Source organism: Algibacter sp., assembly GCF_029245835.1.
In the GTDB taxonomy this organism is placed as follows: Bacteria; Bacteroidota; Bacteroidia; order Flavobacteriales; family Flavobacteriaceae; genus Algibacter_B.
Genome location: NZ_JAQWOO010000033.1, coordinates 24,225 through 39,618 on the forward strand (window position 1 = coordinate 24,225; position 15,394 = coordinate 39,618).

The 15,394-nt window shown below is 34.8% G+C and carries 10 protein-coding genes; 4 read left to right on the plus strand and 6 right to left on the minus strand.

The window, feature by feature from the left end; all coding sequences use genetic code 11:
• Positions 1–76: 76 nt before the first annotated feature.
• From P8K68_RS05545 to P8K68_RS05570, 6 genes are all read right to left on the minus strand, one after another.
• Positions 77–3,529, minus strand: a complete 3,453-nt coding sequence (locus P8K68_RS05545; RefSeq protein ID WP_300248685.1) for a hypothetical protein — start codon at positions 3,527–3,529, stop codon at positions 77–79.
• 146 nt (positions 3,530–3,675) lie between these two features.
• The gene (locus tag P8K68_RS05550) at positions 3,676–4,854 is read right to left on the minus strand and encodes an acyl-CoA dehydrogenase family protein (protein WP_300248686.1); all 1,179 of its coding nucleotides are present in this window, start codon (positions 4,852–4,854) and stop codon (positions 3,676–3,678) included.
• A gap of 109 nt (positions 4,855–4,963) precedes the next feature.
• A complete protein-coding gene (locus P8K68_RS05555) occupies positions 4,964–5,623 on the minus strand; it encodes a methyltransferase (RefSeq protein ID WP_300248687.1) in 660 nt (219 codons plus the stop codon).
• Between the two features lie 59 nt (positions 5,624–5,682).
• Positions 5,683–6,213, minus strand: coding sequence for a ribosome maturation factor RimM (rimM, locus tag P8K68_RS05560; RefSeq protein WP_300248689.1), 531 nt, complete (start codon positions 6,211–6,213; stop codon positions 5,683–5,685).
• A gap of 162 nt (positions 6,214–6,375) precedes the next feature.
• Positions 6,376–6,900, minus strand: coding sequence for a 30S ribosomal protein S16 (locus tag P8K68_RS05565; protein ID WP_300248691.1), 525 nt, complete (start codon positions 6,898–6,900; stop codon positions 6,376–6,378).
• 96 nt (positions 6,901–6,996) lie between these two features.
• Complete coding sequence (locus P8K68_RS05570) at positions 6,997–8,067, minus strand: lactonase family protein (RefSeq protein WP_300248692.1); 1,071 nt, start codon at positions 8,065–8,067, stop codon at positions 6,997–6,999.
• 292 nt (positions 8,068–8,359) lie between these two features.
• Between P8K68_RS05570 and dnaE the strand changes: the two genes are divergently transcribed.
• The 4 genes from dnaE to P8K68_RS05590 all read left to right on the plus strand — a co-directional run bounded on the left by dnaE (position 8,360) and on the right by P8K68_RS05590 (position 15,378).
• Positions 8,360–12,748: a DNA polymerase III subunit alpha gene (gene dnaE, locus P8K68_RS05575; protein ID WP_300248693.1), complete on the plus strand. Its 4,389-nt coding sequence runs from the start codon at positions 8,360–8,362 to the stop codon at positions 12,746–12,748.
• Between the two features lie 10 nt (positions 12,749–12,758).
• Positions 12,759–13,910, plus strand: a complete 1,152-nt coding sequence (locus tag P8K68_RS05580; protein ID WP_300248695.1) for a serine hydrolase domain-containing protein — start codon at positions 12,759–12,761, stop codon at positions 13,908–13,910.
• Between the two features lie 402 nt (positions 13,911–14,312).
• Positions 14,313–14,630 carry a thioredoxin gene (gene trxA / locus P8K68_RS05585; RefSeq protein WP_300248697.1) on the plus strand — a complete coding sequence of 106 codons (318 nt, stop codon included), beginning with the start codon at positions 14,313–14,315 and terminating at the stop codon, positions 14,628–14,630.
• A 202-nt stretch (positions 14,631–14,832) separates the two neighbouring features.
• The gene (locus P8K68_RS05590) at positions 14,833–15,378 is read left to right on the plus strand and encodes an ATP-dependent Clp protease proteolytic subunit (protein WP_300248699.1); all 546 of its coding nucleotides are present in this window, start codon (positions 14,833–14,835) and stop codon (positions 15,376–15,378) included.
• Positions 15,379–15,394: the final 16 nt, after the last annotated feature.

The window sequence follows — 15,394 nt, forward strand, 5'->3', positions numbered from 1 at the left end:
AATTTTGAGCGTAAAAACTATAAAAAACGAAAAAAGCTCCCGTAATAGGAGCTTTTTCTTGTGTCTAATTAGTAATCTATTTTTTAAACAATGGATCAACACCTATGGTGCCAACTAATCGTTTTAAATAATCTGGAGATTTAACATCGTTGTATAATTTTTTAGTCGTATCTAAACGTGCTTTTATATTCATATCGTCTACTAAAATATCATTGTACGGATTTTTCATAAATGCTTCTAAATAGTCAATTTGAGAACAATAATATGTAATATCCTTTTGCTGTTTTAATGCTAATCGTTCTTGGTACCAATCGGAATTTATTACATAGCTTCTTTCAAAATATTTCCGCAATTCTGGGTCGCTAATGTCTTTACCTTCATAATTTCCATAGGCCATAATATTCAATAGAATTTTTAATGGTGGAATAGCAGCTTCGATACTGCCATCTTCAAAATAGTTTACCGCTACTTTTTGCTGTGCTTCAACTATATTATTGATACCATCAACATAATCTTCTAAATTTTGTAACTCGGGTTTTAGCATACGCTCATTAAATACAGCGGTAGGCTCATCAAACAATCTGTTTAAACACCATAACGAGAATGTTTTTGTTATTCTATAACCTAAACGGCTGGCTAATACTTTCTCACCCTTATGTTCGAAATCTTCAAGTTTTTCTAGAGATCCGATTTCAATCAAATGTTTAGGGTCTCTATCTTTAGGTGCCATTCTAGCCCAAATCTCGGGAATTAATAAACTCACATCATGGTCTATTTTGTTTTCAGCACCTACATAGCCTGCAGCCGTACTAAATCCGTTAGATTCTGTTAGTATATGTGATAATAAAGCGTTGTTTAAATCTGTTGTTGGAGTCAACATATTAAACGGAGCTTTTGTTAATGCGCCTTCTGATCCTGCACCTGTAGTGGATGGTGATTTCCCTGTTAAACTACAAATAAAGTCCATAAACAATTCAGGCGTTTCTTGATAATGGATTGGACTGTATACCGCTAATGGTCTAATTCCAGCTTCTCTGTCTGCTGGGTTATTGCGTCTACCTGGTAAAACGGCATTTACAACATGAATTACTGGGTCGTCAAGTTTTATCTTTCTTTTTAAACGCACTCCCATATCAGAAATATAAGTAGCTTCCGTTTCATTATAAACAATATTTGGTTCTAAATAACGCGGGTTTTTAGTTGGTAAACCATCTTCAATAATTCTCGGGTGAGATGGCAGAACAAACTGGATGTCTTCATCATTACTATTTATTATCTCCTTTATAAAATCTTGAACAGGCTGTGTGTACTTGTCATAATTAATAGTGTCTTCATAGATTTCAATGGCGTCTTTTTTGGATAACATTTCATAATTAGTCAAGAATCTACCGTCTGAAATAATATCTAATTCTGCGCCTTTATCGTAACCTCTTACAATAGCTTCATCTGGTCTTTGGAATAAATGAGCTTCACAGTTTGTTAAAACTTTCACGCTTTGATTAGGATACTCTGCGTTTAAATCTTTGAAATTATTTCTAGGAAGTGTAATAGACGCCGTAATATCATCTTCAGTTTGGATTTTTTCACATGCAGAAAAATCTGAACGCAATTTATTTAACATCCAGTTGCCTTCTTGATTAAACCCAATTCTAACATAACTACCAACTACTGGGGTATTATTGTATATCAATGATGTGCCTTTAACGCCGTTTATGATCTCTACAGACATCAAGTCTTTCCAATTAAGGTTAGCGCCATGTGCTTGTCTAAACATACGCTTAACGAATAATACTAACGAGCGTATGTGTACCGGAATATTTTCTAGCCATGCATTAAATTCATCCGAGTTTTCGTCTGAAGGTGTTAATAGTTTTACAACAGAACCTAATGTCCTTTTTTCACTAAGCAATGATCTTGATAAAGGCCTTTTAGTATCTTTATCTTTCCATCGGGTTGAGTAATTAAACTCAATAACCTCATCAGCTTTCTTAAAATCTTCTTCAATATTATGAATGTTAAATCTGCTATACGTAATAGCATTCTGCATAGATTTAGAAATCTCTGATTTGCCTCCTCCTGAAACCGTACAAGGTTTATGGCAAAATACACCTTCTGGATACGTTTCTATAATGCGCCATAAATTGATAGATTTATGTTTTTCTAACCTTAGTTTATTACCAGATGGATGCATGTAGGTTTTAAAAGGCGATAATTTTAATTTTTGTTCTTTGCCTTTGTAGTTCCATGTGATACTATTCGTATTCGTATTAAAATAAGACGATTCAGGAATATAAACGATATTAGGGTAAGTTTTATCTACAGCATAATTTTCAGGTTTAATTTCAATTCTGTCTGCCAATAAGGTTTTAACATTTTCAAAAGTATGATCTAGTCCGTAATATTCTTTATAATCGTTGCAGTTTACTGTATCACCCATAACACGCCTTGCATAAGCAATCGCACCACCAGCATGTTCTTCTTCAACTAAGCCAAAAAGGTTTGCTGAATAACTAATTTGAGTTTTTATTTCTTTTTTTGAATATCCATAATAGTTATCGGCAATTAATGTTACTACTACACCACTTTCGTCTCTACAAGTAATTTTAAAAGCGCCGCCGTCATTATAAAGTTCGTTTTCACCCTTCCAGCACATACCGTCTTTTTTCTGACGATCAGTAGCGTCATCACAATGCGGTAAGCCTACATCTTTCTTTTTAAGTTTTAATAATTGTGGTGCAAGAATGATACAGCCTGTATGACCTGTCCAGTGTTCTGGGTCTAATGCCGCATCATTATGTGCTAAATTAGGGTTGCCAGCATTACCAAAAATATTTTCAACAAAATCTAAATTACTTACCAAAGTACCAGGGGCAAAGAAGCGAACTTCTAACGATTTTTTTGAAATAACACCTTTCACTTCTGGGCATACTGTTGGTCTTAACAGCATTGAAACCATGGTTCTAGCTTTCTCTTCTTGATTAGAAGTAAACGGTAGCGTATTTAATTCATCCGAAGGATTAAAAGCGGCATTTAAAAAGTGTGCTAATACGACTCTTGGGACTTCTTTTTTATCTAAGGGTACAGGTAGTGGGCCTTCAACAATATGGAAAGTTCCTTTCGTTGTTCTTTTGTCGTGTAAAGGGTTGTTTAAGATCCCTTGTTTTAGTCTTTTAGAATTGACTAAATCACTTTCAAAGGAATTACCATCAGGTGGTAAACTAGCTTCTCTTGCTTGTCCCTTTTTAGATAATATTAACGTATTATTTGACAATTGATAAGATTTATCTACCGATACATCTTTTAAATATCTATCTATAAAATTTTGGATTCTTGTGTCTGCAGGGGATAGGTGGTTTGCTAAAAGTCTAGATTTTTCTCTAAGACTCATTATTAATGGTCGCGTTGTTTTTTCAAATTCAGGGTCGCAAAATGTTTCTTTGCTATCCACTTTGTCTTTAAAAATAGGTTGTCCAATTGCTGCTAATTGCAAATTGATAAATTGGATGATGTCTTTTCTTGATTCTACCATGTTTCTCTAACTTTTATTATTTGCTCGTTTACCTAATGAATATTTGATACAAAAATAGCAACAGGAATATTTAAAAAACCTGTCAAATGTCATGTTGCCAATATTTTTTTACGATAACGATTGAGGAAAAGCGCTTTATTAAGTGGCTATTTAAAAGCATTCAAACCCGTTATGTCTAAGCCAGTAATAAGTAGATGGATGTCGTGTGTGCCTTCATAAGTAATGACACTTTCTAAGTTCATGGAATGCCTCATAATACTATATTCGCCACTAATACCCATACCACCTAGTATTTGTCTAGCTTCTCGAGCAATATTAATGGCCATATCCACATTATTACGTTTTGCCATAGATATTTGTGCAGAAGTTGCAGTACCATTTTCGCGCATAACACCCAGTCTCCAGGCTAGAAGTTGTGCTTTTGTGATTTCGGTAATCATTTCGGCGAGTTTTTTTTGTTGTAATTGAAATTGGCCAATGGGTTTTCCAAATTGCATCCGCTCTTTACTATAGCGTAATGCTGTATCATAACAATCCATAGCAGCGCCAATTGCTCCCCAAGCTATGCCATAACGCGCAGAATCTAAGCAGCCAAGTGGTGCACCTAAACCAGATTTGTTAGGTAGTAAATTTTCCTTTGGCACTTTAACATTGTCAAAAATAAGTTCGCCAGTAGCTGAAGCACGTAACGACCATTTATTATGCGTTTCTGGTGTTGAAAATCCTTCCATACCACGTTCTACAATAAGGCCATGAATTCGTCCACTTTCATCTTTCGCCCAAACTACGGCAACTTGACAAAAAGGAGCATTAGAAATCCACATTTTTGCACCATTTAAAAGATAATAGTCGCCCATATCTTTAAAATTTGTCGTCATTCCTCCAGGGTTACTGCCATGGTCAGGTTCTGTTAAACCAAAAGATCCCATCCATTCGCCACTTGCTAATTTAGGTAAATATTTTTTCCGTTGGGCTTCATTACCATATTTCCAGATAGGATACATGACTAACGATGATTGTACCGAGGCTGTTGAACGAACGCCAGAATCGCCGCGTTCAATTTCTTGCATGATTAAGCCATAACTAATTTGGTCTAAACCTGCGCCACCATATTCCATAGGGATATAGGGGCCAAAAGCACCAATTTCAGCTAAACCGCCAATAATTTGTTTTGGAAATTCTGCCTTTTGAGCATACTCCTCGATAATAGGTGAGACATCACGTTTTACCCAGTCCCTTGCTGCATCTCGAACTAATTTGTGCTCTTCGGTTAAAAGCTCATCAAGGTTATAATAATCTGGTGCTTCAAATAAATCTGGTCGCATAAAGACTGAATTTAATAGTAGTTTAAAGGATAATAATTAATAAAACGACGATTTTTTTATCAAATAATCATTTTTATCCCTCAAATTTAAATAATCTTTATTGATTTAGTTACATTTTCAAATAGAAATCTTTCGTCAAATTAATGTAATCTTCGGTATATTGGTGTCTTTCTGTTTCAATAATTAAAGATTCAATGATTGTTTCACTTTCGTGGAAAGAGAATTCTAATAGGCTTCTTTTAATTTCTGAATTTGGATTGCCTTTTATATGTAAAAGTCTATTTGGGAAAATCTTGAATTTTGAAGCTAACTCCATAAATTTAATTTCTTCTTTATAAGGTATAATAACTGAAAATATTCCATCTTTAGAAAGTAATTTTGAGACACATTCAATGATATTTTTAAAAGGCATCGCGTCTTGAAAGCGTGCTAAATCACGTTCATTACTATTAGTTTTGTAATCTTCAGAATAAAAAGGGGGGTTGCAAATTATTAAATCATATTCATCTTCTATTTCTCTTGCAAATGCTTCCAAAGAGGCATGATAACAAAATAATCTATCACCCCAAGGTGATTGTTCAAAATTTTCAACACATTGTTCATAAGCATTATCATCAATTTCAATAGCATCAATAAGTTCTGCATAACTGCGTTGCGCAAGCATTAAAGAAAGAATGCCTGTGCCAGCACCAATATCTAGAACAGAAAAAGGTGTTTTTTCAATGGAAGTCCAAGCGCCTAACAAAACACCATCTGTGCCAATTTTCATAGCACATTGGTCTTGGTTAATTGTAAATTCTTTGAACTTAAAAGGCTTTGCAGACACGGTTATTCTTCTAAATATAAATCAATCAAACCTTCAGGAGTTTCAACTAAAATAGTTTTATTAGCTCTATCTACTTTTACTATAAATTCATCATTCATAGGAATTAAAATTTCTATGCCGTTTCTATCAATTTCAAAAAGTGATTGCGCAGTTGAATCATTTATCGCTTTAATAAAACCAACTTCACCAAAGTTTTTATCTTCAATTTTAAATCCTATAACTTCATGAAAGTAAAACTTATTACCATCAAGTTTTGGTAACAAATCTAGAGGGAGATATAAGCCGCTTTTCATAATGGCATCCGCATCCGCTTCAACATCTACATCTTCAAATTTTATTCGAAGTAATTCAGATTTGTGTAATTGAGAACTTTCAATAAAAAAGGGCACAAGATTATTTCTTAATTCTAAAAATATAGCGTCGAGGTTTTCATAAAGCTCAGGTTGGTCTGTATCTAGTTTTGCTAAAACTTCACCCTTAAAACTATACTTCTTAACAATCTTACCTAAGTAAAAACAATCTTCTTTTTTCATGACAAATATTTTGTTTGTCATCCTGAACTTGTTTCAGGATCTCATTAACATAATGCGTTTATAAGATGCTGAAATAAATTCAGCATGATGCAAAAAGAAACCTTTTTGCATAAAAAACTCCGATATTTCTATCGGAGTTTAAAAGTATAAAAAATTATTTTTTTATTCTTCTTCTTTTGAAGCTTCAGCCTCAGCAGCAGGAGCTTCTTCAGCAGCGGCTTCTTCAACTTCTTCAACAACAGGAGCTGCTGCAGCAATCCTTGCTTCGTTAACAGCTTTTTCAGCAGCTAAAGCATCAGCTTTCGCTTTAGCTTCATCTTTTGTTAAACCGTCAGCTTTTGCTTGAATTTTAGCTTCTTTTTCTTCTAACCAAGCAGAGAATTTAGCTTCTGCTTGCTCTTCAGTTAAAGCACCTTTTCTCACACCGCCTACAAGATGATTTTTTAATAAAGCACCTTTGTAAGACAATAATGTCTTAGCGGTATCAGTTGGTTGTGCACCATTCTGTAACCATTGTACAGCACCATCAACGTTTAATTCAACAGTTGCTGGGTTTGTGTTTGGATTGTAAGCACCTAATTTTTCTAAGTATTTACCATCTCTTTTTGAACGTGCATCAGCTGCTACGATCCAGTAATAAGGTTTTCCTTTTTTACCGTGTCTTTGTAATCTAATTTTTACTGGCATAATAATTAATTATTTGAGGTTCTCGACCTCTGTTATTAATAAGGGCGCAAAGATACTATAAATATTTAATTACTAGGAGTTTATTTTTGATGATTTTTAGAATAATAGACAAACAGGCTCTGGGGCTTTAACGTCATGTAAAAAGGTGAGTTTGCCAGAAGTTTTGTCGATGCTAAAAACAGCAATGTTTTGGCTTTTTTTATTGGCTACAAGAAGAAATTTCCCTGTTGGGTCTATTGTGAAGTTTCTTGGCCAGTCGCCATGAACAGATGTGTTTTGAATTCTTTCAATTTCTCCAGTTTTAGTGTTTCTATTAAATACTGCAATTGTATTTTCACCACGATTAGAGCCATATAAAAAACGTTCATCTTTTGACAAATGGATGTCTGCACATTTGTTATTTCCTGTGTAATTTTCATCTAAAGTAGAATCGAAATCAATTTGTTCGAAGCCAAAATCTGTTTTTTTAATTGAAGTTATTGAACCTCCATATTCGTTTATAATGTATATAAAGTTACCATCTTTGGATATGGCAAAGTGTCTTGGTCCTGGATTGCCTTTAATATTAATTATGGATTCTGACTCTATTTGATAGTTGTTGTCCAGGAGTTTATAATGATAAAATCTGTTTCTGCCTAAATCAGAAACAAATAAATCGTCTTTATGAAATTGAGATGAATGCGCTCGTGCTGGTTTTTCGCCTTCTTCATTATGGTTAAAAATTTGAGATGCTTTTTCTAAACTTCCATTTTTATTAATTGAATAGATTGATATGGTGCCACCACCATAATTAGAAACAACAGCTTTATTGCCAGATTCATTTACAGCAACATGGCATGGTCCTTTTCCATTGCTACTTTCAGTATTTATAAATGCTAAAGTGCCATCTTCTTTTAGTTTGAATGCTGTTACAGCACTTGCCTCCCCTTCACCAACAGCGTATAGGTTTTTTTTATTAGGAGAGAATGTTATAAATGAAGGATTTTCCACTGCGACAGCTAATTGTTTGTTAGAAAGTTTGCCTGTTTCTGTATTAAAATCAAATCGATAAATACCTTCACTGTCTCCGTTGGTGTAAGTGCCAACATAAAGTGTTAGGTTTTGCTGCTTGCAAGAAGAGAACGCAAATACAAATAAAAAACTTATGACGATAAATTTAAATTTCATAAAAAAAATTAGAATTAGGATTCAAAAATAAGCTTTTTATTTTACCTGAAAATGATTAAAAATACCCATTATTAGGTATTTCAAGGGTTTTCTTAAAGTATTAGTTTTGCAATGCTATTAATTAATTCTTAGGGAGAATTAGAGAAGTGTTTCAGCTATAACAAGCAGGAGCACTTTTTTTTGTTTACAACTGTTTATAACTTGGTTTAAAAAAAGTATAAATTCTATGTATTTTTATAGGCTAGGTTTTCGTTTTCTAAATGATTTAACAACAAACATCTAAACTTCAAGAATGTACTTAATTTTCGATACTGAAACTACCGGATTGCCAAAACGATGGGACGCACCAATAACTGATACGGATAATTGGCCAAGGTGTATTCAAATTGCATGGCAATTACATGATGATATGGGTAATTGTATTGAAAGTCAAGATTATTTGGTAAAACCAGAGGGTTTTAATATTCCTTATGATGCTGAAAAAATACACGGTATTTCTACGGAACTGGCTCAAGAACAAGGTGTTTCGTTAGCTGAAGTTTTAGAAAAATTTAATGAGGCTTTAGGGAAAACGAAATTTGTTATTGGGCAAAATGTGAAGTTCGATTTGAATATTATGGGTGCCGAATTTGTGAGAGTTGCTCTTGAAAATCAACTTCAAGAATTACCCGTTTTAGATACTTGTACCGAGCATACCGCCGGTTTATGTCAGATTCCTGGGGGGCGTTATGGTAAGTTTAAGTTACCAACGCTAACAGAGTTACACGAATTTTTATTTAATGTGCCGTTTTCTGAAGCGCATAATGCAACTGCCGATGTTGAGGCCACCACACGTTGTTTTTTCGAATTGGTACGTTTGGGAGAATACACCAAAGAGCAGCTAGATGTTCAGCCAGATTATTTCGAGAACTTTAAAAAAGAAAATCCCAATACCATTCAACTTATTGGTTTAAAACACATCAACCTTAAAAAGGAAAGTGCTAAAATCAGTGCGCGTCTTAAAAAAGCTCAAGAACCTGATATTTCATCTGAGGATATCAAGCAAAATATATCAGAATTATCCGATGTAGATTTTGTGCATTTGCATAATCATTCACAATTTTCAGTATTACAATCTACTATGGGTGTTGCTGATATTGTTTCGGCGGCAGCCAAATATAATATGCCAGCAGTGGCGCTTACCGATCATGCGAATATGATGGGGGCGTTTCACTTTGTGAATGCTGTAAATAAACATAATAAAAGTGTTAAAGCTAAAATTGCTGAGGCTAAAGAAAAGGGAGAAACTACTGAGGCAAAACCGATAAAACCCATTGTAGGCTGTGAATTTTTTGTGTGTGAAGACCACGCAGATAAAAGCAGAAAAGATAATGGTTATCAAATCGTATTATTAGCTAAAAACAAAAACGGGTATCATAATCTAGCAAAATTATCCTCACACGCTTTTGTGGATGGGTTTTACTATCTGCCAAGAATTGATAAAAAATTGATTCAGGAATACAAAGAAGATTTGATTGTATTAACAGGGAATTTATATGGTGAAGTACCAAGTAAAGTCTTGAATGTTGGCGAAAATCAAGCAGAAGAAGCTTTGCTTTGGTGGAAAGCTGAATTTGGTGATGATTTGTATATGGAGCTCATGCGCCATAATCAAGAAGATGAAAACCGCGTAAATCCTACATTAATAAAATTAGCAAATAAACACCATATTAAGTTAGTTGCTACTAATAACACCTACTATCAAAATCAAGAAGATGCTAATGCGCACGATATTTTATTGTGTGTAAAAGACGGCGAAAAGCAAGCGACGCCTATCGGAAGAGGGCGAGGATATCGTTACGGATTGCCAAATCAAGAGTATTATTTCAAGTCGCCTGACGAGATGAAGGAGCTCTTTAAAGATGTGCCTGAAGCGATTTCTAATGTACAAGAAGTGGTTGATAAGATTGAAGGCTTTCAATTAGCGCGTGATGTACTATTACCTGCTTTTGATATTCCTGAGGAGTTTAAACATGAAGATGATTTAACCGATGGTGGTAAGCGTGGAGAAAATGCCTATTTAAAACATTTGGTTTTTCAAGGTGCCAAAAAACGATACGGAGAAGAACTTTCAGAAGAAGTCCAAGAACGATTAGATTTTGAATTAAGTGTTATTGAAAATACAGGGTATCCTGGGTATTTTTTGATTGTTGAAGATTTTATTCGCGAAGCTAGAAAAATGGATGTTTCGGTAGGTCCAGGTCGTGGTTCTGCGGCGGGTTCTGTAGCGGCATATTGCCTTTGGATTACCAATATAGACCCCTTAAAATACGATTTGCTTTTTGAGCGTTTCTTAAATCCAGATCGTGTTAGTATGCCCGATATTGATATTGATTTTGATGACGAAGGCCGAGGTCGCGTTATGCAATATGTTATTGATAAATATGGCAGTAGTCAAGTCGCACAGATTATTACTTATGGCACCATGGCTGCAAAATCGTCCATTCGAGATACCGCTCGTGTTTTAGATTTACCATTATTTGATGCCGATAGAATTGCGAAATTGATTCCGACCATGTCTAAGCTTGGAAAGATTTTTGGTTTAGATGAAAAAGAATTAGGAAAGAAATTTAGGGCTGAAGATTTAGAAAAAGTCAATGAGCTTTTAAATATTGCTGATGGTAACGATTTGCAAGCTGAAACCGTAAATCTTGCTAGAACGCTGGAAGGTTCAGTTAGAAATACAGGAATTCATGCCTGTGGTGTTATTATAACACCTGATGATATTACGAAGTTTGTTCCCGTAGCTTTAGCCAAAGATTCAGATTTGTATGTTACCCAGTTTGATAATTCGGTGGTGGAAGATGCTGGGTTGTTAAAAATGGATTTCTTAGGGTTAAAAACGCTGACTTTAATTAAAGATACTGTAAAAATAGTCAAAGCGAAGCATGATATTTTACTAGACCCTGAAACATTTCCGCTTGACGATGAAAAAACCTATGAGTTATTCCAAAGAGGGGAAACCGTTGGGGTTTTTCAATATGAATCTCCCGGAATGCAAAAACACCTTCGCGATTTAAAACCTACGGTGTTTGAAGATTTAATTGCGATGAATGCTTTGTATCGTCCGGGTCCAATGGAATACATTCCAAGTTTCGTAAGAAGAAAACATGGCGATGAAGATATTGAGTACGATTTACCAGCCATGGAAGAGTACTTAAAAGAAACTTACGGGATTACGGTATACCAAGAGCAAGTGATGTTATTGTCTCAAAGTTTAGCAGGATTTACCAAAGGTGAAGCCGATGTGTTGCGTAAGGCGATGGGTAAAAAGCAAATTGCGGTGCTTGATAAAATGAAACCGCAATTTATCGAGCAGGCTAGTGCCAACGGACATGATGCTAAAATTTTAGAGAAAGTTTGGAAAGATTGGGAAGCCTTTGCGAGTTATGCATTCAACAAATCACACTCCACATGTTATGCTTGGATTGCTTACCAAACGGCATACCTTAAAGCGCATTATCCTGCGGAATATATGGCTGCAGTATTGTCTAATAACATGAACGATATTAAGCAGGTGACCTTCTTCATGGATGAATGTAAACGCATGAAACTTGATGTCCTTGGTCCAGATATAAACGAATCGTTTTATAAGTTTTCAGTAAATAAAGATTATGCGGTGCGTTTTGGTATGGGTGCCATTAAAGGTGTCGGTCATGGTGCCGTAATGACGATTGTTGAGCATAGAAAAAAAGATGGGCCTTATAAATCGATTTTTGATTTTGCAAAGCGCATTGATTTGCGAGCTGCCAATAAAAAAGCCTTTGAGAATCTAGCGTTAGCTGGAGGTTTTGATGGTTTAGGCGATACACATAGAGCGCAATATTTTCATGATGACGGCGATGGGATTACCTTTTTAGAAAAAGCGATTAAGTATGCACATAAACATCAAGAAAACGAAAATTCTGCTCAGGTAAGTTTGTTTGGAGAAGCTAGTGATGTGCAAATAGCTGAACCCGAGGTGCCGCCATGTGAAGAGTGGGGCACCATGGAAAAGCTAAGTAAAGAGCGCGAAGTAGTTGGCGTTTATATTTCTGGGCATCCGTTGGATGATTTTAAAACAGAAATGAAAACCTTTTGTAATGCTACGGTTGGTATGTTTAATACTTTAGAACCTTACGTGAATCGTGAATTGGTATTTGGTGGTGTGGTTACCGATGTACAACATCGTGTAAGTAAACAAGGTAAAGGTTGGGCACTTTTTACGATTGAGGATTATACAGATAGTTATGAATTTAGAATTTTTGGAGAAGAGTACTTAAAATTTAGGCACTTCTTACTCAAAAATAGTTTTGTGTTTGTAAAATCTTTTATTCGTGAAGGCTGGGTAAATAAAGACACAGGAAAGAAAAGCGATCCAAGGTTGCAGTTTAATAGTTTCCAATTACTGCATGATGTGATGGAGAATTATGCTAAAAAACTATCCATACAAGTTGATATTAAGGACTTAGACGAGCAAAAAATAACAGCTTTAAAAGAGTTGCTACATATGCATCCAGGAAATCAAGCTTTGAATTTCTTGGTTTATGATATGAAAGAAAAGATGAAATTGAGCATGTCTAGTAGAAGGCAGAAGGTGAGAGTTAGTCAGGAACTTATTAGTGAATTAGAGGCACAGGATGTTAAATTTAAGTTGAATTAAATAGGGTATTATGAATTTTCAATATAAAATCTCTTTATTTGTTTGTTTTATTCTTGTTGGTTTAACAAGTTGCAAAGCCAAAAAGCAAAATGGAAAAGTTGTTTCTAACGACATTATTTTTCAAAAGATTTTAGATTCTATATACCATCAAAATGAAGATTGTGTTGGTTTGATGGCTCATATTGAAGCTCCAGATAAAGATATATCATGGAATGGTGCAGTAGGATTTTCAAACAAACAAACTAAATCCGTTTTAGAAAAAGATCAGCCTGTTTTAATCGCTAGTAATACGAAAACTTATGTTGCTGTTGCAATATTAAGACTTGTTGAACAAGATAAAATTGAATTAGATAGCAACATTGAAAATTATATTTCACCAAAGTCTAAACGTCTTTTGGAATCACATGGATATCAACTAAAGGATATTTCTGTTAAACATTTGCTTACGCATACCAGCGGGATATTTGATTATGCAGGATCAGGTGATTTTTTTGAGTTCATTAAAACCCAACCAAACTATAGATGGACACGCGATGAGCAAATTCAATTGGCCATGTCTTCTGGAAAACCACTAGGTGCTCCCGGAGATGTGTTTTCGTATTCTGATACAAATTATCTTTTGTCATCGGAAATCATTGAAACCTTAACTGGGCAGGATTTTTATACTGCCATACGAGAGCTATTGAATTTTGAAGGTCTTAATTTAGACGCTACTTGGTTTTCAACATTAGAGGAGTATCCTAAAAACATAAAACCATTAGCGTATCAATATTCAACCGAAGAGGGTGTTCATAGTTATAGTCTAGATCATTCTTTTGATTTATTTGGTGGTGGAGGTTTGGCTGCAACAACCAAAGATTTGGCTATCTTTTTGTATAGTGTTTTTAATAATAAAGTTTTTGAAAAGCCAAATACTCTCGAACTCTTATTTACAGAAGTTGATACAAAACAGCCTAAAGAGTGGAGTTATTTTTTAGGGATATCACCTGTTGATTTTAATGACATAAAAGGCTTTGGGCATAATGGGTATTGGGGAACAGTCGTGAACCATTATCCAGAGCTAAATGCTACTATTTCTGTTTTTGTACTCGAAAGGGATAAAAGGCATTTGCGGGTTAATGTAAGTAGAGCTTATTTAGAAGCACTAAAGCACTTGGAATAAAATTAATCTTTTTGCTTTCCATACTTGGACTATGGCTTTATTAAATGCGACTTTTTTTTTACATCTTCATTATTTTATTCGTTTGTTGATTAATATGCGACTTAATGGTTGCTAAATTGTGATTTTGTTTTGGAAACGACTTTGCGCAAGGAATTGAACAGTTTGTTTGAGCTCCCCAACGCAGGAGGGAGCGAGTAGTGAAATTTTTATATTCATGAGTTCAATAATATAAAATAAGAATCAACGAGTAAAGCCCGACCCTTTGGGATGCGCCCAAGTTGAAATAAACCCAAGCAATGCCATCATAGGTAAAACAAATTGGTGGTTTGTAAGCTTTCGCGTTTTTTTTGACTAATTTTGTGTTGTTAAAACGAATTAAGAACATATTAAAATATAAATATTATGGCATTAGAGATAACAGATGCAACTTTTGAAGAAACGGTATTAAAAAGTGACAAACCTGTTTTGGTTGATTTTTGGGCAGCTTGGTGTGGACCATGTAGAATGGTAGGACCTATTATAGAACAAATTAGCGAGGAATATGATGGTAAAGCTATTGTAGGAAAGGTTGATGTTGATGCTAACCAAGAGTTTGCTGCTAAATACGGCGTGCGTAACATACCTACGGTATTGGTGTTTCAGAACGGAGAAGTTGTTGGACGTCAAGTTGGTGTAGCTCCAAAAAATGCCTATACAGATGCTATTGATGGTCTTTTGTAAAAGATAAATAAAAAGAATATTGAAAAGGTTTGCCATAATGGTGAACCTTTTTTTATTTTAGACAAAACGAAAATTGATAAATTTAAAAAGTACATTTACGATATGTATTTTTTAAAGATTGTTAATGAGCATGAGAAACGGTTCTGGTTGTTATTAATTTAAAAATTAATAGCATTTAAACACACTAAAATTAAAACGAATTATGAGTAAAGAGGTAAAAATTCAAGATGTTATTGATAGCAAATTAATAGAACAACGTAAAGTGTTTTTATGGGGGCAGGTAGATGATAAATCGGCTAAACATGTTATTGATAGGTTGATGTATTTGGATGCATTGGAGACTAAGGACATCCATTTATATATAAACAGCCCGGGCGGTTATGTCACCTCTGGTTTTGCTATTTATGATGTTATGAAATCTTTAAAAAGCGATGTGTCTACGATTTGCACGGGTTTTGCTGCATCTATGGGTTCACTTATTTTGTCAGCTGGCACAAAAGGGAAACGTTATATTCAACCACATGCACGTGTCATGATTCATCAACCAAGTGGAGGTGCTAGAGGGCAAGCCAGTGATATTGAAATTACGGCTAAAGAGATTATTATTACTAAAGAGTTAAGTGCGCAAATACTAGCTGATAATTGTGGGCAAACCTTTGAAAAAGTCATGAAAGATTTTAACCGCGACCATTGGATGGGAGCTCAGGAATCTGTGGCCTATGGCATTGTAGATATAGTGGCCCAATAGCAAAGCTCCTTACCCC